The sequence below is a fragment of the Pseudomonas sp. No.117 genome (assembly GCF_054558395.1).
In genome coordinates this window covers 40,585-66,477 of the sequence record NZ_BAAJNP010000011.1, presented here as the reverse complement: position 1 = coordinate 66,477, position 25,893 = coordinate 40,585, and the positions used below count along the sequence as shown (strand labels likewise).

The window sequence follows — 25,893 nt, the reverse complement described above, 5'->3', positions numbered from 1 at the left end:
TGGGGCAGGTCAACAGGTTATTTCAAATTTATTGCTGACGGACGCTGATGCGGGCGAAAGCCTTCTTGCCGGCCTGACATATATAGGTACGGCCGATCTCGAACAGGAAGCCGCGATCGACCACCTCGCCATCCACCTTGACGCTACCCGCCGCCAGCAGGTCGCGGGCTGCTGCTGCGTTCTTCACCAGTCCAGCCTTGTTGAGGACGGCAGCGACCGGCAGCGCCGCATCGGTTTCCAGCTCGACTTCCGGCAGGTCTTCCGGCAGCTCGCCATCCTTCATGCGGTTGCCCGCGGAACGGTGGGCGGTCTGGGCGGCTTCTTCCCCGTGGAAGCGGGCCACGATCTCTTCGGCCAGCTTGATCTTGATGTCGCGGGGATTGGCGCCCTGCGCAACATCACTGCGGAACTGGGCGATCTCTTCCAGGCTGCGGAAGCTGAGCAGCTCGAAGTAGCGCCACATGAGGGTGTCGGGAATGGACACCAGCTTGTTGTACATGACGCCGGGCGCTTCCTGAATGCCGACATAGTTGCCGAGGGACTTGGACATCTTCTTCACGCCGTCCAGACCTTCGAGCAGCGGCATGGTGAGGATGCACTGGGCTTCCTGGCCATAGGCGCGCTGCAGTTCGCGACCCATGAGCAGGTTGAATTTCTGGTCGGTACCGCCCAGCTCGACATCGGCGCGCAGGGCGACGGAGTCATAGCCCTGGACCAGGGGATAGAGGAACTCGTGGATGGCGATGGGCTGGTTGCCGGCGTAGCGCTTGCTGAAGTCGTCGCGCTCGAGCATGCGCGCCACGGTGTACTGGGAAGAGAGGCGAATGAAGTCGGCCGGCGACAGCTGATCCATCCAGGTGGCATTGAAGGCCACTTCGGTACGGGCCGGATCGAGGATCTTGAACACCTGGGCCTTGTAGGTCTCGGCATTCTCCAGCACCTGCTCGCGGGTCAGCGGCGGGCGGGTGGCGCTCTTGCCACTGGGGTCGCCGATCATGCCGGTGAAGTCGCCGATCAGGAAGATGACCTGGTGGCCCAGCTCCTGGAACTGACGCAGCTTGTTGATCAGCACGGTGTGGCCGAGGTGCAGATCCGGAGCGGTCGGATCGAAGCCTGCCTTGATGCGCAGCGGGGTGCCACGCTCCAGTTTTGTTACAAGCTCTGACTCGACGAGCAGCTCATCTGCTCCACGCTTGATGACCGCCAGCTGCTCCTGGACCGTTTTCATGGGGGCTTCGCCTCTGAATTTCGAAAGCGTGAACCTTATCAAGATGCCCCTAGCAGCCGCCAGCCGGCACGTCGGATCGCCACCCCAAAGGGTTGTGACAGCCAGATTTTGATTATATTTTAGGCAGTTATTCACTTCTTTTAACGTCAGATCATCACTTTAGCTAAATGACGAAGCCAATCCCCAAAAGTCCGTTCTACCCCAAAAGCCACCTCGTGGCCGCCAGCGGGGTGGCCGCACTCTTGAGTCTGGCCTTGCTCGTGTTTCCCTCTCAGCAGGTCGAGGCGAAACGCACTTCCATTAATCTGGATGTTGAACAGGACGCCCGGCGCGTCGTGCAGGGTCAGGATGACCTGAAGGAGCAAGTGCTCGCAGATACTCAAGCCGCGGACACCCAGTCCCCCTCCCCCTTCACCCAGATCGAGCAGGAGCAACCAGCCGAACAGACCGCCGAGGAGGCGCCTGCCGGCGAAGAAGCGGTGGCCGCCACCGCGACGCCTGAGCCGCAGTGGACCACCGAGACGGTGCGCAAGGGCGATACGCTCTCGACGCTGTTCGAGCGCGCCGGCCTGGCCGCTGCCGTGGTGCACGAGGTGCTCGCCAGCAGCAAGGAAGCCAAGAAGCTGACCCGCCTGCGGGTGGGCCAGAAGATCGAATTCCAGCGTGAGCCCTCCGGCGAATTGCTGGCGGTGCGTACCAAGCTCACCGCGCTGCAGACCCTGTCGCTGGTCAAGGGCGACCAGGGCTACGAGATCGAGCACAAGACCGTCACCCCGGACATTCGCAAGGCCTATGCCCAGGGGCGGATCAGCAGCTCGCTGTTCGCCTCGGCGCAGAAGGCCGGGCTGTCCCATGACATGACCATGGCGCTGGCCAACATCTTCGGCTACGACATCGACTTCGCGCTGGACATCCAGGAAGGCGACGAATTCGAGGTGGTGTACGAGGACAAGGTGGTCAACGGCAAGCATGTGGGCTATGGCAACATCCTGGCCGCGCGCTTCGTGAACAAGGGCAAGGCCTATACCGCGGTGCGCTACACCGCGAAGAACGGCACCACCAACTACTACACCGCCGAAGGCGGCAGCATGCGCAAGGCCTTCATCCGCACCCCGGTGGAGTTCTCGCGGATCAGCTCGCGCTTCACCATGGGCCGCTTCCACCCGGTGCTGAACAAGATGCGCGCACACAAGGGCGTCGACTACGCTGCGCCCACCGGTACGCCGATCCATGCCACGGGCGATGGCAAGATCGCCAAGGCCGGCCGCGAGAATGGCTATGGCAACGTGGTGATGATCCAGCACGGCAAGACCTACACCACCGTCTATGGCCACATGAGCCGGATCGCCAAGGGCATGCAGGCCGGGGCTTCGGTGAAGCAAGGCCAGGTGATCGGCTACGTGGGCATGACGGGCCTGGCGACCGGTCCGCACCTGCACTACGAATTCCGCATCAACGGCAACCACGTCGATCCGCTCGGGGTGAAGCTACCCATGGCCGATCCCATCGCCAAGAACGAGATCTCGCGCTTCCTGGCCCAGAGCCAGCCGCTCATGGCCCGCATGGACCAGGAGCGGGCGTCGCTGCTCGCGATGAACAAGCGCTGAGATGGAGCGCTACCTGGGGGTGATGTCCGGCACCAGTCTGGATGGACTGGATATCTCCCTGATCGAGCAGGATGAGCGGACCCGTTTCGTCGCCGCCCTGGGCGTGCCCATGCCGGACGCGCTCCGCCGCGAGCTGCTGGCGCTGTGCGCGCCCGGGGACAACGAGATCGAGCGCATCGCCCGGGCCGAACAGGCCTGGGTCGGGCTGGCCGCCCAGGGTATCGCCGAGCTCCTGGCTCAGCAGGGCCTGACGCCAGCCGATATCCGCGCCGTGGGCAGCCATGGCCAGACCATCCGCCACCTGCCCGCCCAGGGCTATACCCTGCAGATCGGCGATGCCGCCCTGCTGGCCGAACTGACCGGCATCGACGTCATCGCCGATTTCCGCCGCCGCGACCTAGCCGCCGGTGGCCAGGGTGCGCCTTTGGTACCGGCCTTCCATGCCGATCTCTTCGGCCAGGAGCGTCCGCGCGCGGTGCTCAACATTGGTGGGTTCAGCAACGTGACCCTGCTGGCGCCGGGCCTGCCGGTGCGAGGCTTCGACTGCGGACCGGGCAATGTGCTGCTGGATGCCTGGATCCACCATAGCCAGGGACTGCACTTCGACGCCGATGGCGCCTGGGCGGCGCAGGGACAGGTCGTGCCGACGCTGTTGCAGCGCCTGCTGAGCGATCCCTTCTTCACAAAGAGCGGGCCGAAGAGCACCGGCCGCGAGCATTTCAATCTGTCCTGGCTGCAACAGCAGCTGGGGCAGCAGGCCGGCCTAGCGCCGGCGGATGTCCAGGCGACCCTGGCCGAGCTGAGCGCCCGCAGCATCGCCGACAGCATCCGTGCCGCCCAGGCGGTGGACGAGGTGCTGGTCTGTGGCGGCGGCGCGCACAACCAGGATCTGATGGCGCGCCTGGCCCGTCACCTGACACCGGCCGCGGTACTCAGTACCGAGGCCTACCAGGTATCGCCGGACTGGATGGAAGCCATGGCCTTCGCCTGGCTGGCCCATAGATTCTGCGAGCGCCTGCCCGGCAACTGCCCCGAGGTCACCGGAGCCCGTGGACTCCGGGTGCTGGGTGCGCTCTATCCGCGCTAAGGCAAACGCTGCGCCCGATCAGATGGAGAAGGACTGACCACAGCCGCAGGTGGTGGCGGCGTTGGGGTTCTTGATGACGAAGCGCGAGCCTTCCAGGCCTTCCTGGTAGTCCACCTCGGCACCGGCGAGGTACTGGAAGCTCATGGGATCGACGACCAGGTGCACGCCGTCGCGCTCGATGACGGTGTCGTCGTCGGCGGAGTCTTCATCGAAGGTGAAGCCATACTGGAAGCCCGAGCAGCCGCCACCCGTGACGAAGACGCGCAGCTTCAGGCGGGGATTGCCCTCTTCCTCGATCAGGTTCTTCACCTTGGTAGCCGCACCCAGGGTGAACTGCAGGGGGGTCGGGGTGAAGGTTTCAATGGTCATTGCCGTAGTCTCCCGGCTTGCGCCGAACACAATTCAGTGCCGAAATTATCCGCTTGCCCCAGCAAAAGGGTCAACTATTGTGCGACCGCGGGATGCCAGCCGGGACGACCGGAGTGAATGACTTGCCGGCAGCGCCACTCTAATATCGCGCCGCCTGATAAGGAGAACGCCCCGATGCTCTATCTTTGGTTGAAAGCCTTCCACCTGATCGCCCTGGTCTGCTGGTTCGCCGGCCTGTTCTATCTGCCACGCCTGTTCGTCTATCACGCCCAGAGCAGCGATAGCCTGAGCCATGAGCGCTTCTGCTTGATGGAGCGAAAGCTGTACCGCGGCATCATGCTGCCGGCGATGATCCTGACGCTGGTGTTCGGCATCGGCCTGCTGGTGATCAATCCGAGCTGGCTGACCCAGGGCTGGATGCACACCAAGCTGGCACTGGTGGTGGTGCTGATCGGTTATCACCATGTCTGCGGCGCCATGCGCAAGAGGTTCGAGCGCGGCGAGAACAAGCGCAGCCATGTGTTCTATCGCTGGTTCAACGAGGTACCGGTACTGGTCCTCATCGCCATCGTCATCCTGGTGGTGGTCAAGCCCTACTAGGTCCGTCGCCTTCCGAGGCGGACCCCGCCGGTGACCGGCGTGATCTGGAGAAAGCAGTATGCAGCGTTATGCCCTGGTAACCGGTGCCTCGTGCGGGATCGGCCTGGCCCTGGCCGAGGCCCTGGCGCGGCGTGGCCAGCCCCTGATCCTGCTGGCGCGGCGCAAGGACAAGCTGGAGAGCATCGCCGCCGAGCTGGCCCAGCGCTTCGACGTCGAGGTGCTGTACCGGGTCTGCGACCTGGCCGAGCCGCTGCACCTGACCGGCCTGCTGCATGAGCTGGAGCAGAGCGAGAGGGCCATCGGCCTGCTGGTCAACTGCGCCGGGATCGGCAGCGGCGGCGACTTTCTCGCCGCCGACTGGCCGCGGGTGCAGGAGCAGCTGGAGCTGAACATCCTGGCGCTGACTCGCCTGTGCCATGCCCTGGGCCAGCACATGGCGATCCAGGGGGGTGGGCAAATTCTCAACGTCGCCTCCACCGCGGCCTTCCAGCCCATTCCCTACATGAGCAGCTATGCGGCGACCAAGGCCTATGTACTGCATTTTTCCGAAGGCCTGCGCGAAGAACTCAAGGGGCGCGGGGTATCGGTGTCGGTGCTCTGTCCCGGCCCGACCCGGACCGCCTTCTTCAAGAACGCCGGCCTGCACACCGGACGCATGGAGCAGGGCAAGCTGCTGATGTCCGCCGAAGAGGTGGCACTGGCGGCGGTCAAGGGACTGGAGCGCCGCCAGGCGGTGATCGTGCCCGGCTGGCGCAATCGGCTGGGCAGCCTGTTGCCGCGCTTCTTCCCCCGCGCCCTCACCCGCTCGGTGGCGGTACGGATCGGCAAACTGTTCCAGCCGGCGTAACGGTGATCCCGCCCGCGGCACCTGACCCCGGGCGGCGGCCGCTGGTACACTCGACATCTATCCAGCCAGCAGGAGATCGACGTGGATTGTCTGTTCTGCAAGATCGTCGCCGGGGACATTCCGGCCAAGGTGCTCTACGAGGACGACCAGGTCATGGCCTTCCATGACATCGCCCCGCAGGCGCCGGTGCACTTCCTGGTCATCCCCAAGAAGCACATCGCGACCCTCCACGACCTCAGCGAGGCCGACGACAAGCAACTCGCCGGGCACATCCTCTTCACCGCCCAGCGCCTGGCCCAGGAGCAGGGCTGCGAAGAAGGCTTCCGCGTGGCGATGAACTGCAACGCCCTGGGTGGCCAGACGGTCTATCACATCCATATGCATGTGCTGGGCAAGCGGCAGATGACCTGGCCGCCCGGCTAGGTATCCCTCGCCCTTCCATAGCCTGCCAAGGAGATCATCGTGAGATCCAAGCGTCTCTACTCCCCGCTCGATCGGCTGCTGATCCAGGCCGATACCGCCCTGCGTACCCTGACGCCCTTCAGCGGCGCCCCGACCCGCAGTTCGCCGGCCATTCCGCTCAAGGACGCCGAGCTGAGCGACGAGGAACGGCGCCATGCCGCCGGCCTCATGCGCATCAACCATACCGGCGAGGTCTGCGCCCAGGCGTTGTACCAGGGCCAAGCGCTGACCGCCAAGCTGCCGGAAGTGCGCGAGGAGATGGAGCGCGCGGCCGACGAAGAGATCGATCACCTGGCCTGGTGCGAGCAGCGCATCCGCGCCCTGGGTGAGCGCCCCAGCCTGCTCAATCCCCTCTTCTATGGCCTGTCCTTCGGTATCGGCGCTGGCGCCGGCCTGATCAGCGACCGCCTGAGCCTGGGCTTCGTCGCCGCCACCGAGGATCAGGTGTGTCGTCATCTGGACGAGCACCTGGAGAAGCTGCCACCGGCCGATGCCAAATCGCGGGCGGTGCTGGAGCAGATGCGCATCGACGAGGAACAGCATGCCGAGCATGCCCTGGCGGCCGGTGGCTGGCGCTTCCCTTCGCCGATCAAGCAGGGCATGAGCCTGGTGGCCAAGGTGATGACCAAGACCACCTACCGTATCTGAAACGGCACTCGCGCCCATGAAAAAGCCCTGCCTTGGCAGGGCTTTTTGCCGTCTGGTACTTCAGATGTCGAAGAAGACGGTTTCCTGGGGGCCTTGCAGATAGATGTCGAAGCGATAGGCCAGGCGGCCGTCGATCTCGCAGCGACGCGCCAGCAGGGTGCCGCGGCGCTCCGGTTCCGGCAGGTTGTAGACCGGGCAGCGGGCGTTGGCCTCGGCTTCGTCGTCGAAGTAGAGGCGCGTCTGCAGGTGGATGTTGATACCGCGGGCGAACAGGGTGACGTTGATGTGCGGGGCCATGGGCTGGCCGCGCTGGTCGGTCACCTGGCCGGGCTTGACGGTATGCAGCGTCCAGTCGCCGGCATCGAAGGTGGTGGCGGTGCGGCCGAAACCGTTGAAGGCCTTCTCGACGTCATAGACCGGATCGTAGTGGCCCTGGTGATCGGCCTGCCAGAACTCCAGGAAGGAGTCGCGCACCAGGTTGCCGTTGCCGTCGAACACCTGGCCGGTGAGCAGGATGTGCTCGCCGGGGGCGCCGGGCTTGGCCAGCTCGTTCCAGATCTCGACGTCGCGGGTGGGGTTGCCGGCCGCGGCCAGGGCCAGGCCGATGTGCACATAGGGGCCGGCGGTCTGGGAGGGGGTTTCCGGCAGCAGGTCTTGGCGATTGGGCGTCATCTGCGCGTCCTCAGTGGTGTTCGAAGAACGTCTGCCGCGCGCCGCGGGTGACGATGTCGAAGCGATAGGCCAGGCAGTCCATGGGGTTGGCCATGCTCATGTCCAGGCGGGCGATGAGGGTCTGCACGGCATCGGGATTGGCGATGGCCTTGACGATGGGGCACAGCGGGATCAGCGGATCGCCCTCGAAGTACAGCTGGGTGATCAGCCGGGTGGCGATGGCCGGGCCCATGACCGAGACGTGGATATGCGCCGGGCGCCAGTCGTTGCTGCCATTGCGCCAGGGATAGGGGCCCGGGCGGATGGTGCGGAAGACGTAGTTGCCCTGGCTGTCGGTACGGGTGCGGCCGACGCCGCCGAAGTGGGGGTCGAGCGGCGCCAGGTAGACGTCGTTCTTGTGCCGGTAGCGGCCACCGGCATTGGCCTGCCAGATCTCCACCAGGGAATTGGGCACCGGCTTGCCGAACTGGTCGCGCAGGGTACCGAACAGCACGATGCGCTCGCCCTGGGGCAACTGGCCGGTACCGAAGTTGAGCAGCAGGTCGTTGTCGTGCGGACCCAGGGGCAGCCGCGAGAAATCCGGGCCGGTCCGCTCGGAGGCGGTCTGGTGCTGCAGGCTGACCAGCGCCTGGCGCGGCGAGCGCGGAATGGACGACTTGTAGGCGGGGGTATAGGCCTGGGGATGCCAGGCGCGATCACGGGCGACGTAGCGTACGTCGTGGGGCTTGTTATGCATTGGAATGCTCCACGGAAGAATCAGGGCCAGGAGGGCCGATTCCAGTGTGGCTCAGGGCGCCGCCTGGCTGAATTGAAAGCTGCGCCACGATCCATAACCTAATGGTTATGGGTAAGTTCGCCGGCGACCTCGCGCAGGACGGTGCAGAAACGCTCCATCGCCAGCGACAGGGGTACGCTGCCATTGCGGCAGATGCCCACCGAGCCGCCCGCCTCCCGTACGCCGAGACTCACCTCCACCAGCTCGCCCGTCGCCAGGTCACGGCGGACCGCATCGAGCGGGGCGATCCACAGGGCATCGCTCTGCCGCACGTACTGCCGGCTCAGCGTCGGCGACAGGGTTTCCAGGCGCTGGGCGCTGAGCGGGATACCGCACTGCACGAACAGGCTCTCGGCGTGACGGCGAATGGTGGTACCGGGCAGCGGCAGCACCAGGGGATAGCGCGCCAGGGTCGCCCGGTCGGCCGGCAGGACCTGGCTCAACGGATGACCCGGCCGGACCACCAGGGTCAAGGCTTCGGTATAGAGATGCTCGAACTGGAGGCCGTGGATGTCGGGGCTGTCGGTCATGCGGCCGACCACCAGATCCAGGTCGCCGACCCGCAGCTGGCCCAGCAGGTAGGCACTGGGACCGGTGGCGACATTGACGATGAGCTGGCGGTGGCGGTCGTGCAGCCGCGCCAGCACCTCGGGCAACACCTGGCTTTCCACCGTCGAGAGCACGCCGACCCGTACCAGGCCGCCCGCCTCGCCACCACGCACCAGTTGCATCCCCTCGCGCAGCGCCTGCACGCAGGGTCCGGCATGGCGCAGGAACAGCAGGCCGGCGGCGGTCGGCACGACCTCGCCCTTGCCGCGCTCGAACAGCCGCACCTCGAGAATCTCCTCGAGTTCGCGGATGGTCTTGGAAATGGCCGGCTGGGACACGGCGATGGCATCGGCGGCCTTGGCGAAGCTGCGCTGCTGGGCGATCTCCAGAAAGCACAGCAGGTGCCGGAACTTGATGCGGTTGTCGAGATTCATGGGGCTCTCAAGGCAAGGCTCGGGCCAGAGACTACCACCCGGCGGTCACGCGAAAGCCTTGCAGTCAGCAAGGGCATCCTTTGCTACAGTGCCGCCTCGCCCTCTGGAATGTCCCCATGTCGATCCGTGCCCAGCAGAAGCTGCAAACGCGCCAGGCGCTGCTGGAGTCCGCACGCCTGTTGATGAACAGTGGTCGCGGCTTCGGCAGTCTCAGCCTGCGCGAGGTGAGCCGCCAGGCGGGGATCGTACCGGCGGGCTTCTATCGCCACTTCGCGGACATGGAAAGCTTCGGGCTGGCGCTGGTGGCGGAGGTGGGCGACACCTTCCGCGACGCCCTGCGCCAGGTGCGGCACCACGAGCTGCAGCAGCGCGGCATGATCGAAGCCTCGGTGGAGATCTTTCTCGGCGCCGTGGCCGACAACCGCGATCAGTTCCTCTTTCTCGCCCGCGAGCAGTATGGCGGCTCCCTGGCCGTGCGCCAGGCCATCGCCGACCTGCGCCAGCGCATCACCCAGGACCTGGCGCGCGACCTGCTCACCCTGGGTCGGCTGCCGCAGCTGACGGCGCCGCAGATCGATGTCCTCGCCGACCTGGTGGTGAAGACGGTGTTCGCCACGCTCCCGGAGCTGATCGATCCACCACCGGCCGCGACGCCGCGGCACCTCTGGCCAGCGGCGAAGATGGTGCAGCAGCTCAAGCTGATCCTGATCGGCAGCAAGCACTGGCGGCGCAACGAGCGGACCGACGCCCCAAAAGAGCGCATGGAGCTGCTGGCGACGGCAATGGCGCACCAAATAAGAGCAACCTGAACGCCTGGTCAGGAATCGCTGCCCCAGAAGCAGGCGAATTGCCTGGCTTGGCAGGCCCCTTGCTGGGATGCTGGGCAAAACTGCCAAGAGTCCTGCCATGCTGGTCGTCCAAAGCCGCTGCGCGCCCCGGGATACCTGGGACGCCGAACTCCACCTCACCTATGACGCCCGTAGCAAGAGTCGCCTGAGAGCCACCACCAGTGCCGGCGAAGACGTCGGCCTGTTCCTCGAACGCGGGCAACCGCCGCTGGCCGATGGCGACTGTCTCGAGGCGCGGGACGGCCGTATCGTGCGGGTCGTCGCCCGCCCGGAAAAACTGCTGCACATCACCTGCGCCAGCGCCTTCGAGCTGACCCGCGCCGCCTACCACCTGGGCAATCGCCATGTGGCGCTGCAGATCGGCGACGGCTGGCTGCGACTGCTGGACGACTATGTGCTCAAGGCCATGCTGGAACAGCTGGGCGCCCAGGTCAGCGAGATCGAGGCCGGCTTCCAGCCCGAGCATGGCGCCTACGGCGGCGGCCATCACCACTCGCACCACGGCGAGGAAGGCTTCAACTACGCACCCAAGCTGCACCAGTTCGGCGTCCGCCCGTGAGTCCGCCCTTCGCCCTGCTGCGCCTGGCGAGCCCCCAGTTGCCCATCGGTGGCTACAGCTATTCCCAGGGCCTGGAGCTGGCCATCGACAGCGGCCTGATCCGCACCGCGGCGGACGCCGAGGTCTGGCTGCGCGACAACCTCGAACTCAATCTGGCACGGTTCGAGGCGCCCTTGCTGCTGGCCCATTGCGCCGCGGCCGCGGCAGGCGACTGGCTGCGCCTGAGCGAACTGGCCGACCGCCACAGGGCCAGCCGCGAGACCGCGGAATTCCAGCTGGAAAGCCGCCAGACCGGCTACTCCCTGGCGCAGCTGCTGCTCGGCCTGCCGGAGCTGGACGACGAGAGTCGCAGCCTGCTGGCCGACCTGGCCCCGACCTTCGCCCTGGGCTGGGCGCTGGCCGCCCGCGCCTGGCACATAGCGCCACGCGCCGCGCTGGATGCCTGGCTGTGGACCTGGCTGGAGAACCAGCTGGCGGTGCTGATGAAAGCCCTGCCGCTGGGCCAGCAAGCCGCCCAGCGCCTCACTTCCATCCTGCTGCCGACCCTGGCCGCCGTCGCCGAGCAGGCCGCAGACCTGCCCGAAGCGGCCTGGGGCGGCGCCCCCTTCGGCCTCGCCCTCACCAGCATGGCCCACGAGCGGCAGTACAGCCGCCTGTTCCGTTCCTAGGAGATCCCATGATGAATACCCAACCCCTGCGCGTCGGTATCGGCGGACCGGTCGGCTCCGGCAAGACCGCCCTCACCCTGGCCCTCTGCCGCGCCCTGCGCGAGCGCTACAACCTGGCGGTGGTGACCAACGACATCTATACCCGCGAGGACGCCGACTTCCTGGTGCGCAACGAGGCCCTGGCGCCCGAGCGCATCCTCGGCGTGGAGACCGGCGGCTGCCCGCACACCGCCATCCGCGAAGATGCCTCCATCAACCTGGAGGCAGTCGACCAGCTCAACCGGCGCTTCCCCGGCCTGGACCTGATCCTGGTGGAGTCCGGTGGCGACAACCTCTCCGCCACCTTCAGCCCGGAGCTCTCCGACCTGACCCTCTATGTCATCGACGTCTCGGCTGGCGACAAGCTGCCGCGCAAGGGCGGCCCCGGCATCTGCAAGTCGGACCTGCTGGTGATCAACAAGGTCGACCTGGCCGAAATGGTCGGCGCCTCCCTGGAGGTGATGGATCGCGACACCCGCAAGATGCGTGGCGACAAGCCCTTCGTCTTCAGCAACCAGAAAACCGGCAAGGGCCTGGACGAGATCATCGCCTTCATCGAGAAGCAGGGCCTGCTGACCGCCGCCTAAGAACCTGTTCACGATCTCGCGAGCTAGAGACAAACAAGGCCTGGGCGACCCCACGAAAACACCTGAGGAAGCGGAGTTTACGAGTGGTAAATGAGCATTCCGACGGAGCTGGCCTCCAGGGACTTTTCAACGCCGTTTGGCCGACGCGCAGCAGGTCGTGAACAGGTTCTGACCCCAGGATTTCACCCTCAAGGAGCCCCCATGAAACACACCAAGATCCTCGCCACCGCCGCCCTGCTGCTCGCCCCAGCGCTGGCCTTCGCCCACCCGGGTCATGCCGAGAACGGCCTGGCCGCCGGGGTGCTGCACCCCCTGACCGGTCTCGACCACCTGCTGGCCATGGTGGCCGTGGGCCTCTGGGCGGCCCAGCAGCAGGGCAAGGCGCGCCTGGTGCTGCCCTGCACCTTCGTCGGCACCATGCTGCTCGGCGGCCTGCTGGGCTTCACCGGGCTGGAATTGCCGTTCCTGGAGACCGGCATCGCCGCCTCGGTGCTGGCCCTTGGGCTGCTGGTGGCCCTGGCCGCTCGTCCGCCAGTGGCGGCTGCCGTGGGCCTGACCGCCGCCTTCGCCCTGTTCCACGGCGTGGCCCACGGTCTGGAATTGCCGGAGATGGGCAATCCCTGGGCCTATGCCCTCGGCTTCGTCGCCGCCACCGCCACCCTGCATGGCCTGGGCTATGCCGTGGTGCGCTACCTGCCCCAGGCCGCCACACCGCTGGTACGCCTGGCCGGTATGGCGACCGCCGTGGCCGGCGGCTGGCTGCTCGCCGCCTGACCTTTCAGAGTCTGCTCAAAGGCTCGCGAGCTAGAGACAAACAAGGCCTAGGCGGCCCCACGAAAATGGCTGAGGAAGCGGATCGGACCCGCGCTCGGGTTTACAAATAGTAAATGAGCATTCCGAAGCCATTTTCAACGCCGTTTGGCCGACGCGTAGCAGCCTTTGAGCAGGCTCTCAGGCGATCCCCAGCTGCTGGCGCATTCTCGCCAGCACGCCCTCCTCCGCCACCGCCGGCACCTGCGCGGTGTAGCCACCGAAGCTGGCGAAGCGGCTGGCGAAGTCCACGTCGAGCACGAACCTGTTGTCGAATTGCGCGGAGGCCAGGGGCGCCAGCACCTCGGCGGAATAGGTGTCGCGCGGATCGCTGCCCAGCCGCACCGGCAGGTCGCCGCTCTGCTGGCGATAGGCGACCCAGGGCGAATAGGTGAAGGCTTCCAGCCGCCCACGCGCCAGATCCAGCTCCATTAGCCGCAACAGGCCGTTGCCGCCGGCATATTCGGTCTGATAGTTGATCAGCAAGAGATCCACCGGATGGCCGAAGTCGTTGGCCAGGCGCAGATGACCGCTGCCGTGGTTGTGGCCATTGAGGGTGAGGAAGATCTGGTCGTTGCGGCGGATCAGCCGATTCCACAGCCGTACCCCGGTGTCGTTGCGGCGATTCGACAGCACCGCCTGGCCATTCACCAGGTCGACGATATTGTGCGAGGCGAGGATGGTCGGCAGGTGCGGATAACGATCCAGCAGCCCCTGGGCCCAGTCCAGGCTCTGGTCGGAGGGGCACCAGTCCAGGGTCAGCAGCAAAAAGCCCTGGCCGAGCGCCGAGAAACGATGGGCCTCGTTGAGTCCGGTGGCATCGCGCTCGACGAAGGTCGCCTGCCGCGCGGCGCGCTCGCGGCCGAAGTACTGGGTGAAGAGCTCACGGCCATCGCGCAAGCGATCCTCGGTGTAGAGCTCGACGACGTCATGGTCGCCGGTCATGACGCTATAGGGCACCCCGGCCCGCTCCAGGCGCGCCATGGCATGGCTGGCCAGGGCCCATTCGCCGCGCTGCTCGGCGTTTTCCACCAGGTCGCCCAGGTGCACCACGAAGGGCATGTTCAGGGCCGCGGCATTGTTCGCTAGCCAGTGGGTCTGGGCATGGAAGGCCAGTGCCGGTGGATAGCCAAGGTGGCCATAACGCTCCACCCGCCGGCCGTTGGGCAGCATCTCGTGGTTGTTCTCGCTGTAGTACTGGGTATCCGGCAGGGCACCGAGCACGAAGCTGGTACGCGACGGCAGTGGCGTCAGCGGGGTGAAGGCATGGCGCTCGAACCAGCTGGCGCGGTGTTCCGGCAAGCCATAGCGCTGGGTCGGCTTGCAGGCGGCCAGCAGCGGCAGTGCGGCCAGCGCCAGGCACAGTCGGCGGCGATGGAGATCAGGCGAATCGGTCATGGCGCGGGCCTCAGGGCAGGTAGTAGGCCTGCCAGCGATTGTCGTTGAAGCGACCCTCCAGCACCGGCTGGCGGCTGGCCAGCGGGGTGCCGGCCAGGGCCGCCTGGCTGTCGGCATCGAGCAGGACATAGGCAGGCCGCGCGACCTGGGCGAGCTGTGCGGGCTGGCCAGCGTCGATGAAGGTCGGCAGGGGCACGTCGTAGTCGAGATTCATCAGGTAGCGGAAGGCCTTGGTGTCCTGGCCCAGGCCGAAGAACACCAGTTGCCCCGGCTCACCCTGGCGCAGGCTCTCCAGCCGGGTGACGAAGGCGCGGGTGTCGTAGCGCAGCGCCTGCATGGGGTCCAGTGCCAGCACCACCAGCAGCCATTGCGCCAGGGCCGCCGCCGCCAGCGGCATGCCCAGGCGAAAGGCGCCGCGTTCGCGCCAGGCCGCCACCAGGGCGAACAGCGCGAGGATGCCGAAGGCGCCCAGCAACAGGCGCAGATCCAGCGGCGGCCACCAGCCGGCGGCCTGCAGCTTGGGCTGCTGCAGCTTGACCAGGACCCCGAGCACCAGTGGGAAGACCACCAGCAACGGCAGGAACAGGCGGCGTACCCAGACCAGGGCACCCTGGCCCTGCAGCAGCACCCAGGCGCCCAGGGCGGCGCAGGCGGGGATCGCCGGCAGGATGTAGTAGGGCTTCTTGAAGGTGGGGATGGACAGCGCCACCAGGATCAGCGTGGCGAAGCCAGCGAGCTGGATCAGCAGGCGACTGTCCGCCTGGTCAAGGCGCAGGCGCCAGTGACGCCTTAGCGTCGGCAGGGCCAGCAGCGCCAGGGGAAAGGCCGGCGCGTAGCGATAGAGCCCCAGTTGCAGGAAGTACCACCAGGGATAGCCGGCGCCGTCGGTGTCGTCCAGGCGCCCGGAAACCTGCATGCGCAGCACGTCCTCGACGAAGGGCTGGCCGCCGGTGCGCCAGGCCAGGCCGAACAGCACGGCGCAGCACAGCCCCAGCACCCCGGCGCCGACCAGCCCGTAGCCGAAGCTGCGTCTCCAGTCGCCCTGCAGCAGCCAATAGACACAGACCACCCCGCAGGGCTCGATCAGCCCCAGCGGACCGCGCACGGCGAAGCCGGCGGCCATGCCGAGGAACACCAGCAGGCGGCGGCGCGGCAGCCCGCGCTGGTCGGCGCTCCACAGCAGATAGAAACAGCCCAGCGCGGCCAGGGTGACGAACTGGTCCAGGCAGATCGAGCGGGCCTTGGCCAGGAAGCCGTTGGTGAGCAGCAGCACCAGCACCGCCAGCAGTCCCCAGGTGCGCGACTGACCGGCCAGCAACCGATAGAGCAGACCGATGATGGCCGCCGAGGCCAGGGCGGTGGGGATGACGGTGGCCAGGCGATTGACCTCGCCGAAGGCCTGGGCGAAGACGTTGATCAGCAGCGTCGAGGTGGCGGGATAGTCCGGATAGGGCTGGCCATAGCTGGTCGGGAAGGCGCTGGCGCCATGGCGGAGCATCTCCTGGGCGAACAGTGCGAAGCGGCCGTCGAAGCCGATGAAGGGCTGTTCCCACAGGCCGAGGGTGAACAGCGGCACGGCCAGCAGGCACAGCGCCAGACTTTCGAGGCGCAGGCGCGCCGGACTCGGGATGGACGACACGCGGCGGGACTCCGGCAGGCTGGGGGACGGGCTCGAGACCCGGCGCCACTATCGCCGAACAACCTTAGGAATCGCTGAAATCAGGCTGACGGCAAGCTGACAGAAGCCCCATGGCAGAGCGGTTCCTCAGCGCGGCGGCCGCGACTATGCCGAAAAAGCAAAAAGTTTTTATTACAGCTGCATCCAGAAACCCTGCTGCCGGGTATAGCCCGCACAGTCCAGCCGACTGTGCCTCTTTCATTCCGGAGCAAGCGCATGAACAACTCCTCTAGCCGTTGCAGCATCCTGGTCCTGACCGCCTGCCTGAGCACCCCGCTGCTGGCGCAAGGCGAGCTGCCCGAAGCCGTCCGCGTCCCCGCCGGCAACAGCCTGATGCTGGAAACCGTGGGCAAGGGCACCATCGTCTACGAATGCCGCGACAAGCAGGACATGCCCGGCCAGACCGAATGGTTCTTCGTCGGCCCCAAGGCCGAACTCCACGATCGCCAGGGCAAGCTGGTCGGCACCTACTACGGACCGCCCGCCACCTGGCAGGCCAAGGACGGCTCCAAGGTGGTCGGCAAGCAACTGGCGGTCGCCCCCGCCGGCGCTGGCAACCTGCCCTATCAACTGGTGGAGGCCGCGCCCGTCGAAGGCCAGGGCGCCTTCCAGGGCACCCGCTACATCCAGCGTACCGCGCTCAAGGGTGGCGTCGCGCCGGCCAAGGCCTGCACCAGCGCCAACAAGGGCGAGCGGGAGACGGTGACCTACCAGGCCGACTACCTGTTCTGGAAGAAGGGCTGAGGTCCAGGGGACAGCCAGGAGCGGATCGGCTAGGCTCGGCTGATCCGGTCGCCACCCTGGCGTCCCCAGCCTGGCGCGACCCCGTGACCGACCGCTCCTACGATCCTGCCGCGCTGCTCGCCGCCTGTGCCCGGGGCGAGCGCGCCGCCTTGCAGCGGCTCTACCAGGCCGAGGCGCCGCTGTTGCTGGGTATCGTCCTGCGCCTGGTCCGGGATCGCGGCCTGGCCGAGGACATCCTCCACGATGCCTTCCTGCGGATCTGGCGCGGCGCCGCCGGGTTCGCCCCGGAGCGCGGTTCGCCGCGCGGCTGGATGTGCAGCGTGGCGCGCCACCTGGCGCTCAACGCCCTGCGCGATCGCCAGCGCCTGGTGCCCCTGGCGGACGGGTGGGAACCCCTGGCCGAGTCGGCCGATCCGGCGCGAGAGGCCGACGGCCGTCGGCTGGAGGGCTGTCTGCAGAACCTGGAAGCGCCGCGGCGGGAGGCCATCCTGGCCGCCTACCTGGATGGCTGCTCCCATGGCGAGATCGCCCAGCGCCTGCAGGCGCCGCTGGGCACGGTGAAGAGCTGGATCACCCGCGGCCTCAAGGCGCTGAGGGAGTGCATGACATGACGAGCGACGGCACCCTGCCCGCGGATGACGAAACCGAGCGCCTGGCTGGCGAATATGTACTGGGCACCCTGGAAGCCGCCGAACGCCGCCAGGTGGAACGCCGGCTGCTGACCGATGCCCCGCTGCGCGCTGCGGTGGCGCGTTGGGAGGCGCGGCTGCAGCCGCTGGCCGAGCGGGTCACGCCGGTCGAACCGGGGGCGAACCTGTGGCCGCGCATCGAGCGCAGCCTGCAGGACGCCGCGGCCGCTACCCTGCCGCAACGACCACGCCCCTGGCAACGCCTGGCCGTCTGGCGTGGCCTGAGCGCGGTGGGCCTGGCGGCCAGCCTGGTGCTCGCGGTATTGCTGTTCCTGCGCCCGGTGCCCACCCCGACCTATCTCGTGGTCCTGGCCGCACCGGGTGACCGCACCCCGGGCTGGGTGGTCCAGACCGCCAACACCCACGACCTGCAGCTGATCCCCCTGGGCCGCGACGCCGTGCCGAGCGGCAAGGCGTTGCAGTTCTGGACCAAGGCCGATGCCTGGCAGGGTCCGGTCTCGCTAGGCCTGGTCGAACCTGGACGGACCCTGCAGGTACCGCTGGACCAACTGCCGCCGCTGGAAGCCAACCAGCTGTTCGAGCTCACCCTGGAAAACCAGGGCGGCTCGCCGACCGGCCGACCCACCGGGCCGATCCAGTTCATCGGCCGGGCGGTGAAGGTGCTCTAGGCAAGCGCCCTTAGCTCTTGCGGTGGATATTGAAGTTGCTGAACGCCTGGCAGGTCGCCATCAGCTGGATGCGGTTGATGTTGACGTGCTTGGGCTGGTTCAGCGCCCAATGGATGGATTCGGCGATGTCGTCCGGGGTCAGGGGTTCGGTACCGGCATAGACGGCGTCGGCCTTGGCCTGGTCGCCACCGAAGCGCACCACCGAGAACTCGCTTTCCGACAGGCCCGGCTCGATGTTGGTCACCCGCACTCCGGTACCCAGCAGGTCGGATCTCAGGCTCAAGCTGAATTGCTTGAGGAAGGCCTTGGTGGCGCCGTAGACGTGGCTGCCCGGATAGGGATAGTCACCCGCCACCGAGCCCAGGTTGACGATGCCGGCCCCGGCGCCATGGGCGATCAGGCGCGGCAACAGCAGGCGGGTGCAATAGAGCATGCCCTTGATGTTGGTATCGACCATGGTGTCCCAATCGTCCAGGTCGCAGCTCTGCGCCGGGGTGTTGCCCAGCGCCAGGCCGGCATTGTTGACCAGGGCGCGCAGCTGGTTGAATTCTTCCGGCAGGCCGGCGACCGCAGCTTCCACGGCCGCGCGATCCTGGACATCCAGCACCAGCGGCAGCACCTTGGCCTGGCCGGACAGTTCTTCCGCCAGGGCGTGCAGGCGGTCCTCGCGGCGGCCGGTGATGACGATCGACCAGCCGTCCTTGGCGAAGCGGCGAGCAGTGGCGGCGCCGAAACCGGAGGTGGCGCCGGTGATGAAGATCGAAGACATGAAAGATTCCTTCTGCGAGGGAGTTTGGCCGAGGCCCACGATAGCTCAGGGGCATTCGTCAGGCGAATACCCAGATCGCCGGGAATCCAGCGGATCAGTTATAACGCCTTGGTATTGCACGGTTTTCCGCCCGCTGGCTATTTTCTGAACACCTTCTGCCAGGCCAGGCGCCCTGGGCCTCACGCCTGGCTATGCCAAGCTTATCCACAGGACGATCCACGGAATTCCTGTACAGAACTCGGACCCGTCATCCGGTGGATAAGTCCGCCGCGGTGAGCCAGGCAGGAAGTCCGGCCGGCGCCAGGCCGGTGCACGCCGCCTCGACGCAGGCGGCCAGCCCGGCGAAGCGCAGCTCGCGTCCCGTGAGCCCAGGGCCGTAGTGGGCGAACTTGCCGGAATTGGTCAGCAGGGTTCGGGCGTTGGGCGGGATCAGCGGCTCGCCCAGCATGCACCAGCAGGTATCGCCCACCAGCTGGGCGCCGAAGGCCTCCAGCTCGGCCAGGGCGCCGCTGCGTTCCGCAGCCATCCGCACGGCCCGTCCCAGGGTGATCACCAGGGCCACCGCAGGATGCTTGCGCCGGCCCTGGCACAGCTCGGCCAGGCGCTGGCATTCCTCGGCGGAGAAATGCGGATTGCCCAGGGCTACCAGTTGCACCTCGCGCGCGGTGGCGCTGTCCAGCTCGGCCCAGGCCTGGCGCAGGTCGGCCAGGCCGATGTCCTCGATCTCCAGCGCCGGCGCGGCCACCGCGGCCAGGGTCGGCGCCTCGGGCGTCACCCCGACCAGATGGAACAGCGGCGCCGCCGAGGTGGTGGCGAAGGCGGCGCCGAAGGCCTTGAGGTCGTCGCGACTGGGCTGGCTGTTTTCCAGCCCCAGCACCGCCGGAATCCGGGTAGGCGAGCGCAGGCCGATCCAATAGCCGAGCAACGGATAGAAGGCGTCGTCATGGCCCTCGGGTATGGTGACCCGGAAGACCTTGGCCGCCTGCCTGCCGCTGTCCAGATGGCAGCCGGCCAGGGGCGCCCGACCGATCAGGGCGGTGCAGATGTCGAGGAAGTCGGCGTATTTCTGGGTCCGCGCGCCCAGCACGCTGTTGGCGAAGACCACGGCATTGGATTCGGCCCAGACCACCTGCTCGCCCAGTGCCGGAGCACTGTCCAGCAGATAGGGGGCGCAGGTGAAGGTGGGGCTGCAGCCCAGCGCCACATAGGCCTCGGCCAGGGCACTGGCCGGCTCGCCAAGCGCCGCGGCCACCCCCTGTTCGCGCCAGCGACGCTGGTCCACGGAGACCGCATTGAGACTGGTGGGCACCCGTACCTTGCCGCCCCACTCCACCAGCCGCTGGGCGAAGGCCAGGCTGGCCGGACCGGTGTAGATGCAGCCATCGATATGGGCCTGGCTGATATCGAGCAGCTCGCCAGCACCCTGCAGGCGCGCCATGCGTACCAGGATCTTCATGGCCGCCTGGGCAGCGCGGCCCTGGGCACCATCGAGGATAGCCTGGTCGGTCGCGCTGAGCCGCAGCTCGGCGGTGTCCTCTGGCGCAGCGGCGGGAAAGTGGCCGCCCGGCGAGCCGATCCAACCATCGCTCACCCGGATTTCGTCGATCTCGGCCAGGGCGGCGAAGGCCTCGGCACCGAGGCTGACCACCGGCAGGGACAGGCCGAACAATTCCTCGGCGACGATGGCACCCAGGCTGAGGATCTCGTCCGGTTCGGCCAGCAGCAGTGCCGCCGGTCCGCGCCCGGCGAGCAACAGCTCCAGCAGCACGGCGCTGCCGGTACAGGAGCCACGACCACTGGGAATGGCCAAGACGCGTCCGGCCAGTTCCAGGCCATGCAGCGGATGGTGGCGGTCGATCACCCGGCCACTGACCGGATCGACGCCACCCCAGAAGCTCAGCCCAATGGGCGCCCAGGCCAGGCGGCCCTGGGCATGGCCCGCGACCAGAGGGCGACCGCGGACCGGGTCCATCGCTAATGGCCGCCGAGGTAGGCTTCGCGCACCTGGGGATTGGCCAGCAATTCCTGGCCGCTGCCGGTCATGCGGATCTCGCCGGTGACCATCACGTAGGCGCGATCGGACAGGCGCAGCGCATGGTTGGCGTTCTGCTCCACCAGGAAGATGGTCATGCCGCTCTTGGCCAGCTCGCGCAGGATCTGGAAGATCTGCTTCACCACGATGGGCGCCAGGCCCAGGCTGGGCTCGTCGAGCAACAGCAGCTTGGGTCGGCTCATCAGCGCCCGGGCGATGGCCAGCATCTGCTGTTCGCCGCCGGACATGGTCATGGCGCGCTGGTTGCGGCGCTCCTTCAGCCGCGGGAAGAGTTCGAACATGCGCTGCATGTCCTCGTCCACCCAGCGGGTACCGATGGGGATGGTACCCATCAGCAGGTTTTCCTCGACCGTCATGTCGGGGAACACGTGGCGCCCCTCCGGCGACTGGGCGATGCCGTTGGACGCCACGTAGTGGGCGTTCTTGCGGGTGATGTCCTCCCCGCGGTAGAGGATCTGCCCGTTGCGCGCCTGGGGCTGGCTGAAGATGGACATCAGCAGGGTGGACTTGCCGGCGCCGTTGGAGCCGATCAGGCTCACCGTCTCGCCTTCGTTGATGGTCAGGGAGACGCTCTTCAGCGCCTGGATCGGCCCGTAGAAGACGTCGACGTTGCGAAACTCCAGGATCGGCGTGGTCATGCCACCTCCTCTTCTTCGGCGCCGAGGTAGGCGGCGATGACCTTGGGATCGTTGCGGATATCGGCCGGCAGGCCGCGGGCGATGACCTGGCCATGGTCCAGCACCACGATGTGGTCGGAGATGTTCATCACCATGCCCATGTCGTGCTCGATCAGCACCACGGTGATGCGGTGCTGGTCACGCAGCAGCCGGATCATCCCGGCCAGGGCCTCGGTCTCGGCCGGGTTGAGGCCGGCGGCGGGTTCGTCCAGGCAGACGATCTCCGGGCGGGTGCACATGGCGCGGGCGATTTCCAGGCGACGCTGCTGGCCATAGGAGAGTTCGCCGGCCAGGCGGTTGGCGTGATCCACCAGGTCCACCACCTCCAGCCAGTAGAAGGCCGTGTCCAGCGCCTTTTCCTCGGCGCGGCGATAGCCGGGGGTGTTGAGGATGCCGGTGATGAGGTTGCGGTTGCACTGCATGTGCTGCGCCACCAGCAGGTTCTCCACTACCGACATCTCCTTGAACAGGCGGATGTTCTGGAAGGTGCGGGCGAGCCCTGCGCGGTTCACCAGGTGGGTACCGCCGAACATCTTGTACCAGAGCCGGCTGCCGAACTGCACCGGGTTGACGAAGTCGGTGGCCTGGAAGCGCTCACCCATGATCTTGCCGACGCGGGTCGAACGACCATCGGCGGTGTTCAGGCGAATCTCGCCATCGGTGGCCTTGTAGAAGCCGGTCAGGCAGTTGAACACCGTGGTCTTGCCGGCGCCGTTGGGGCCGATCAGTGCGGTGATGGAATGCCGCTTGATATCGAAGGACACGTCCGAGAGGGCCTTGATGCCACCGAATCTCATGCCCAGACCGCTGACGGTCAGAATGTTGTCGCTCACGGCGCCACTCCCTTGCGAATCGCGAAGCCACTGCGGGCGATACGGATCAGGCCACGCGGCCGCCACATCATCATCACCACCATCAGCACGCCGAACACCAGCATGCGGATGTCGCCGAATTCGCGCAGCAGCTCGAACAGCAGGGTCATGACGAAGGCCGAGACCACCACCCCGACGGTGGAGCCCAGGCCGCCCAGGACGACGATGGCCAGCACCAGCACCGACTCGAAGAAGTTGAACGAGGCCGGGTTGATGAAGCCCTGGTAGGTGGCGAAGAACACCCCGGCCAGGCCCGCGGTGGAGGCACCGATCATGAAGGCCGAGAGCTTGACCAGCACGTGGTTCAGGCCCATGGCGCGGCAGGCGATCTCGTCTTCGCGCAGGGCTTCCCAGGCGCGACCGACCGGCATGCGGGTCAGGCGGTGCTTGATGTAGAGCACCAGCAGCACCACCAAGAACAGCACGGTGTAGATGAAGATCATGGTCGCGTTGGGGTTGTAGCTGATGCCCAGCAGCTCATGGATGGGCACCCCGCCCTCCTTCGCCCGGCGGCCGAATTCGATGCCGAAGAAGGTCGGCGAAGGCGCGGCGATGCCGTTGGGACCCTTGGTCACTTCCAGCCAGTTGTTCAGCACCAGGCGGATGATCTCGCCGAAGCCGAGGGTAACGATGGCCAGGTAGTCCCCGTGCATGCGCAAGACCGGGAAGCCCAGTATCGCTCCCGCCACCGCCGCCATGACCGCCGCGAGCGGCAGCATGGTCCAGAAGCCCAGCCCGAGGTACTGGTAACCCAGCGCCAGACCGTAGGCGCCGATGGCATAGAAGCCGACGTAGCCGAGGTCGAGCAGGCCGGCCAGGCCGACCACGATGTTCAGGCCGAGGCCCAGCAGCACATAGATCAGGCAGAGGATGATCACCGTCAGCCAGTACTTGGTGGCCAGGAAGGGAAAGGCGATGGCCACCAGGATGACGATGGGCAGGATGAACCTGAGGTTGGACTTGTGCCCCGGCGGCAGCACATGGACGCCGCCGTCGTTGCGCTTGAAGGATTCGATCCAGTTGCGCCCCTTGGCGGTCTGGCCGAACAGGCTGAGCAGGAAGCGGCCGGCCATGACCACGGCGACCATGATGCCGACGCGACCGGGCTGGAGGTTGTAGCCATAGCCGTCGAGCACGATGCCGACGATGGGGCCGAACAGGATCAGCGAGACCAGGCCGACCATGAGGGTGTCGCGCAGCACGACCTTGAGGTCGAAGGAGGAAGACGTCTGACTCATGGATTACACCTTCGTGACCTGGGGTTTGCCGAGCAGACCCTGGGGCCTAAAGATCAGGATCGCCACCAGCAGCGAGAAGCTGAAGACGTCCTTGTAGTCCGAGTTCACCAGGCTGGCGAACTGGGCTTCGGAGATGCCGAGGATGATGCCGCCAAGCATGGCGCCGGGTAGCGAGCCGATGCCGCCGAGTACCGCCGCGGTGAAGGCCTTGATGCCGATGATGAAGCCGGCGTAAAAGTCGAAGGTGCCGTAGTTGAGGGTGATGAGTACCCCCGCCAGCGCCGCCATGGCCGCGCCGATGATGAAGACGTAGGAGATCACCCGGTCGGTATTGATGCCGAGGATCTGCGCCATCTTGCGATCCTGTTGGGTGGCCCGGCACATGCGGCCGAGGGTGGTCTTCTGGATGACGTAGGTCAGCAGGCCCATGCCGATGATGGAGGCCAGGATGATGAAGATCTTGGTGTAGGTGATGATCACGAAGCCTTCGCCGATATGCAGGCGCAGTGCGCCGTCGAGCAGCGTCGGCACCCCCTGCTGGCGCGCGCCCTGGGCGAGCTGCACGTAGTTCTGCAGGATCAGCGACATGCCGATGGCGGAGATCAGCGGCGCGAGGCGCGTGGAATTGCGCAGCGGCTTGTAGGCGATGCGTTCGATGGCCCAGCCGTACACGGAGGTGACCACCACGGTGAAGATCAGGGTGCCGAGGATCAGCACGGGAAAGGAATGCAGGCCGAACACGCTCAGCACGGCGATACCGATGGCGGCGAGATAGGCCGAGACCATGTACACGTCGCCATGGGCGAAGTTGATCATGCCGATGATGCCGTAGACCATGGTGTAGCCGATGGCGATGAGTCCGTAGACCGAGCCCAGGGTCAGGCCGTTGACCAGTTGTTGCAGGAAGATACCGTCCACGTTTGCAGTCTCGCGCTGGAAGGATGACGAGGGCCGCCAGCCGCCGCCTCGTCCTGGGGCGGAGACGAGGTGGCGGCCGGCGGATTCACGCGAGGATCAGGGCAGCTGGTGGTACTTGCCCTTGTCGTCCCATTCGTACATCACGTAGTCGGAGACCTTGAGGTCGCCCTTGCTGTCCCAGCTCTTCTCGCCCAGCACGGTGTTGACGCTGTGGGACTTCAGCCACTCGGCGGCCTTGGCGCCGTCGGTGCCCTTGATGCCGTTGAAGGCAGCGGCCACGGCCTGCAGCGAGGCGTAGGAGTAGAGGGTGTAGCCCTCGGGCTCGTAGCCGGACTTGCGCAGGGTTTCCACCACGGTCTTGCCGGCCGGGTTCTGCAGCGGATCGGCGCCGAAGGTCATCAGCACGCCCTTGGTGTACTGGGCGCCACCGGCGGTGGTGACCAGGTCGGCGGAGACGATGCCGTCGCCGGAGACGAACTTGGCGGTCACGCCCTGCTCGCGCATCTGGCGGACCAGCGGACCGGCTTCGGGGTGCAGGCCGCCGAAGTAGACCACGTCGGCGCCCGAGGCACGGATCTTGGTGACCAGGGAGTTGAAGTCCTTCTCGCCGCGGGTCAGGCCCTCGTAGAGCACCTCTTTCACGCCGCGCTTGTTGAGCTGCGCCTTGGTGGCGTCGGCCAGGCCCTGACCGTAGGTGTCCTTGTCGTGGATGATGGCGACCTTCTTGGCCTTGAGCACGTCGACGATGTAGTCGCCGGCGACGATGCCCTGCTGGTCGTCACGGCCGCACATGCGGAACACGCCCGCCAGGCCACGCTCGGTGATCTTCGGGTTGGTGGAGGCCGGGGTGATGGAGATGATGCCGGCTTCGTCGTAGATCTCCGAGGCGGGCATGGTGTTGGAGGAGCAGAAGTGGCCGATCACGGCCTTGACCTTCTCGGAGTCCACCAGGCGGTTGGCCACGGCCACGGCCTGCTTGGGCTCGCAGGCGTCGTCGCCCTGGACCAGCTTGATCTTCTCGCCATTGATGCCGCCGGCGGCGTTGATGTCTTCCGCGGCCTGGCTCGCCCCCTTCCAGAACTGCTCGCCATAGGCTGCGCTGGCACCGGTGAAGGGACCCGCGATCCCGATCACGATGTCGGCATGCGCCAGGGACGAGAGGGTGAACGCAGAACCGATAGCGAGAGCCAGAATGCCTTTTCTGTAAATCTTCGACATGGGAGGTTTGCTCCAGAGGGTGGTTGGCTCTTCGGCTTGAGCAAAGCCTGTGCCATCACCCAGCTGTGTTCCTGGTGCAAAGGCCATTTGCCGCTGCCGCGAGAAGCGAAAACCCGCCGGCAGCCAGTGCAAGGGCCGCCACCAGTGGACCCGGCGGCGGCTTGGACCTTGGTCTAGGTCAGATCATACCTCTGGCTAAAGGTGGCGCGGCGTAGCAATGG

At 66.7% G+C, this 25,893-nt stretch carries 28 protein-coding genes; 14 read left to right on the top strand and 14 right to left on the bottom strand.

What is annotated here, in order from left to right; genetic code table 11:
* Nucleotides 1–28: 28 nt before the first annotated feature.
* Entirely contained in the window at nt 29–1,228 is a 1,200-nt protein-coding gene (gene tyrS / locus ACYJP6_RS24105) for a tyrosine--tRNA ligase (RefSeq protein ID WP_027601386.1), read from the bottom strand.
* A 167-nt stretch (nt 1,229–1,395) separates the two neighbouring features.
* Between tyrS and ACYJP6_RS24100 the strand changes: the two genes are divergently transcribed.
* Both ACYJP6_RS24100 and ACYJP6_RS24095 read left to right on the top strand, forming a co-directional pair.
* Nucleotides 1,396–2,835 carry an OapA family protein gene (locus ACYJP6_RS24100; RefSeq protein ID WP_459478544.1) on the top strand — a complete coding sequence of 480 codons (1,440 nt, stop codon included), beginning with the start codon at nt 1,396–1,398 and terminating at the stop codon, nt 2,833–2,835.
* A gap of 1 nt (nt 2,836) precedes the next feature.
* Nucleotides 2,837–3,922, top strand: a complete 1,086-nt coding sequence (locus tag ACYJP6_RS24095) for an anhydro-N-acetylmuramic acid kinase (RefSeq protein ID WP_459478542.1) — start codon at nt 2,837–2,839, stop codon at nt 3,920–3,922.
* Between the two features lie 18 nt (nt 3,923–3,940).
* Here the strand turns inward: ACYJP6_RS24095 and erpA are convergent, their stop codons facing one another.
* Nucleotides 3,941–4,291, bottom strand: coding sequence for an iron-sulfur cluster insertion protein ErpA (gene erpA / locus ACYJP6_RS24090; RefSeq protein WP_058766943.1), 351 nt, complete (start codon nt 4,289–4,291; stop codon nt 3,941–3,943).
* Nucleotides 4,292–4,465: 174 nt separating this feature from the next.
* Between erpA and hemJ the strand changes: the two genes are divergently transcribed.
* From hemJ to coq7, 4 genes are all read left to right on the top strand, one after another.
* On the top strand, nt 4,466–4,891 hold the full coding sequence (gene hemJ / locus ACYJP6_RS24085) for a protoporphyrinogen oxidase HemJ (protein WP_459478540.1): 426 nt from the start codon (nt 4,466–4,468) through the stop codon (nt 4,889–4,891).
* 58 nt (nt 4,892–4,949) lie between these two features.
* Nucleotides 4,950–5,738, top strand: a complete 789-nt coding sequence (locus tag ACYJP6_RS24080; RefSeq protein WP_459478538.1) for an SDR family NAD(P)-dependent oxidoreductase — start codon at nt 4,950–4,952, stop codon at nt 5,736–5,738.
* Between the two features lie 81 nt (nt 5,739–5,819).
* A complete protein-coding gene (locus tag ACYJP6_RS24075) occupies nt 5,820–6,161 on the top strand; it encodes a histidine triad nucleotide-binding protein (protein ID WP_017642985.1) in 342 nt (113 codons plus the stop codon).
* A 39-nt stretch (nt 6,162–6,200) separates the two neighbouring features.
* On the top strand, nt 6,201–6,848 hold the full coding sequence (coq7, locus tag ACYJP6_RS24070; protein WP_145012116.1) for a 2-polyprenyl-3-methyl-6-methoxy-1,4-benzoquinone monooxygenase: 648 nt from the start codon (nt 6,201–6,203) through the stop codon (nt 6,846–6,848).
* Between the two features lie 60 nt (nt 6,849–6,908).
* Here coq7 and pcaG read toward each other — a convergent pair whose 3' ends face one another.
* The 3 genes from pcaG to pcaQ form a co-directional block, all read right to left on the bottom strand.
* On the bottom strand, nt 6,909–7,520 hold the full coding sequence (gene pcaG, locus ACYJP6_RS24065) for a protocatechuate 3,4-dioxygenase subunit alpha (RefSeq protein ID WP_459478535.1): 612 nt from the start codon (nt 7,518–7,520) through the stop codon (nt 6,909–6,911).
* Between the two features lie 10 nt (nt 7,521–7,530).
* Complete coding sequence (gene pcaH / locus ACYJP6_RS24060; RefSeq protein WP_459478533.1) at nt 7,531–8,256, bottom strand: protocatechuate 3,4-dioxygenase subunit beta; 726 nt, start codon at nt 8,254–8,256, stop codon at nt 7,531–7,533.
* Between the two features lie 98 nt (nt 8,257–8,354).
* Complete coding sequence (gene pcaQ, locus ACYJP6_RS24055) at nt 8,355–9,278, bottom strand: pca operon transcription factor PcaQ (RefSeq protein ID WP_459478531.1); 924 nt, start codon at nt 9,276–9,278, stop codon at nt 8,355–8,357.
* 116 nt (nt 9,279–9,394) lie between these two features.
* Here pcaQ and ACYJP6_RS24050 point away from each other — a divergent pair, with 116 nt between their 5' ends.
* The 5 genes from ACYJP6_RS24050 (at nt 9,395) to ACYJP6_RS24030 (ending at nt 12,753) form a co-directional block, all read left to right on the top strand.
* A complete protein-coding gene (locus ACYJP6_RS24050; RefSeq protein ID WP_459478530.1) occupies nt 9,395–10,087 on the top strand; it encodes a TetR family transcriptional regulator in 693 nt (230 codons plus the stop codon).
* A 97-nt stretch (nt 10,088–10,184) separates the two neighbouring features.
* The gene (gene ureE / locus ACYJP6_RS24045; protein ID WP_459478529.1) at nt 10,185–10,685 is read left to right on the top strand and encodes an urease accessory protein UreE; all 501 of its coding nucleotides are present in this window, start codon (nt 10,185–10,187) and stop codon (nt 10,683–10,685) included.
* Entirely contained in the window at nt 10,682–11,353 is a 672-nt protein-coding gene (locus tag ACYJP6_RS24040; protein WP_459478527.1) for an urease accessory protein UreF, read from the top strand. Before ureE ends, ACYJP6_RS24040 begins: the two co-directional genes overlap by 4 nt.
* 11 nt (nt 11,354–11,364) lie before the next feature.
* A complete protein-coding gene (ureG, locus tag ACYJP6_RS24035; RefSeq protein WP_459478547.1) occupies nt 11,365–11,979 on the top strand; it encodes an urease accessory protein UreG in 615 nt (204 codons plus the stop codon).
* Nucleotides 11,980–12,180: 201 nt separating this feature from the next.
* Entirely contained in the window at nt 12,181–12,753 is a 573-nt protein-coding gene (locus ACYJP6_RS24030) for a HupE/UreJ family protein (RefSeq protein WP_459478525.1), read from the top strand.
* Between the two features lie 177 nt (nt 12,754–12,930).
* On the opposite strand, the gene ACYJP6_RS24025 is transcribed toward ACYJP6_RS24030, so the two are convergent.
* Both ACYJP6_RS24025 and ACYJP6_RS24020 read right to left on the bottom strand, forming a co-directional pair.
* Nucleotides 12,931–14,187, bottom strand: a complete 1,257-nt coding sequence (locus tag ACYJP6_RS24025; protein ID WP_459478524.1) for a metallophosphoesterase family protein — start codon at nt 14,185–14,187, stop codon at nt 12,931–12,933.
* Nucleotides 14,188–14,197: 10 nt separating this feature from the next.
* Nucleotides 14,198–15,826 carry an ArnT family glycosyltransferase gene (locus tag ACYJP6_RS24020; RefSeq protein ID WP_459478522.1) on the bottom strand — a complete coding sequence of 543 codons (1,629 nt, stop codon included), beginning with the start codon at nt 15,824–15,826 and terminating at the stop codon, nt 14,198–14,200.
* Between the two features lie 255 nt (nt 15,827–16,081).
* On the opposite strand from ACYJP6_RS24020, the gene ACYJP6_RS24015 reads away from it, so the two are divergent.
* The 3 genes from ACYJP6_RS24015 (at nt 16,082) to ACYJP6_RS24005 (ending at nt 17,927) form a co-directional block, all read left to right on the top strand.
* Nucleotides 16,082–16,609, top strand: coding sequence for a DUF3455 domain-containing protein (locus tag ACYJP6_RS24015; RefSeq protein WP_459478520.1), 528 nt, complete (start codon nt 16,082–16,084; stop codon nt 16,607–16,609).
* Between the two features lie 83 nt (nt 16,610–16,692).
* The gene (locus ACYJP6_RS24010; protein ID WP_459478518.1) at nt 16,693–17,220 is read left to right on the top strand and encodes a sigma-70 family RNA polymerase sigma factor; all 528 of its coding nucleotides are present in this window, start codon (nt 16,693–16,695) and stop codon (nt 17,218–17,220) included.
* Nucleotides 17,217–17,927 (top strand): anti-sigma factor, encoded by a 711-nt coding sequence (locus ACYJP6_RS24005; protein ID WP_459478516.1) that lies wholly within the window; start codon nt 17,217–17,219, stop codon nt 17,925–17,927. The genes ACYJP6_RS24010 and ACYJP6_RS24005 overlap by 4 nt, the downstream gene beginning before the upstream one ends.
* A 10-nt stretch (nt 17,928–17,937) precedes the next feature.
* Here the strand turns inward: ACYJP6_RS24005 and ACYJP6_RS24000 are convergent, their stop codons facing one another.
* The 7 genes from ACYJP6_RS24000 to ACYJP6_RS23970 all read right to left on the bottom strand — a co-directional run bounded on the left by ACYJP6_RS24000 (nt 17,938) and on the right by ACYJP6_RS23970 (nt 25,672).
* The gene (locus ACYJP6_RS24000) at nt 17,938–18,696 is read right to left on the bottom strand and encodes an SDR family oxidoreductase (RefSeq protein ID WP_459478514.1); all 759 of its coding nucleotides are present in this window, start codon (nt 18,694–18,696) and stop codon (nt 17,938–17,940) included.
* Between the two features lie 247 nt (nt 18,697–18,943).
* Nucleotides 18,944–20,668, bottom strand: a complete 1,725-nt coding sequence (lhpI, locus tag ACYJP6_RS23995) for a cis-3-hydroxy-L-proline dehydratase (RefSeq protein ID WP_459478512.1) — start codon at nt 20,666–20,668, stop codon at nt 18,944–18,946.
* A gap of 2 nt (nt 20,669–20,670) precedes the next feature.
* Nucleotides 20,671–21,387, bottom strand: coding sequence for an ABC transporter ATP-binding protein (locus tag ACYJP6_RS23990; protein WP_145012163.1), 717 nt, complete (start codon nt 21,385–21,387; stop codon nt 20,671–20,673).
* Nucleotides 21,384–22,259, bottom strand: a complete 876-nt coding sequence (locus tag ACYJP6_RS23985) for an ABC transporter ATP-binding protein (protein WP_459478510.1) — start codon at nt 22,257–22,259, stop codon at nt 21,384–21,386. The genes ACYJP6_RS23990 and ACYJP6_RS23985 overlap by 4 nt, the downstream gene beginning before the upstream one ends.
* Nucleotides 22,256–23,536 (bottom strand): high-affinity branched-chain amino acid ABC transporter permease LivM, encoded by a 1,281-nt coding sequence (livM, locus tag ACYJP6_RS23980; RefSeq protein WP_459478508.1) that lies wholly within the window; start codon nt 23,534–23,536, stop codon nt 22,256–22,258. The genes ACYJP6_RS23985 and livM overlap by 4 nt, the downstream gene beginning before the upstream one ends.
* Nucleotides 23,537–23,539: 3 nt before the next feature.
* On the bottom strand, nt 23,540–24,454 hold the full coding sequence (locus tag ACYJP6_RS23975) for an ABC transporter permease subunit (RefSeq protein WP_459478506.1): 915 nt from the start codon (nt 24,452–24,454) through the stop codon (nt 23,540–23,542).
* A gap of 96 nt (nt 24,455–24,550) precedes the next feature.
* Nucleotides 24,551–25,672 carry a branched-chain amino acid ABC transporter substrate-binding protein gene (locus ACYJP6_RS23970; protein ID WP_459478504.1) on the bottom strand — a complete coding sequence of 374 codons (1,122 nt, stop codon included), beginning with the start codon at nt 25,670–25,672 and terminating at the stop codon, nt 24,551–24,553.
* Between the last annotated feature and the right edge of the window lie 221 nt (nt 25,673–25,893).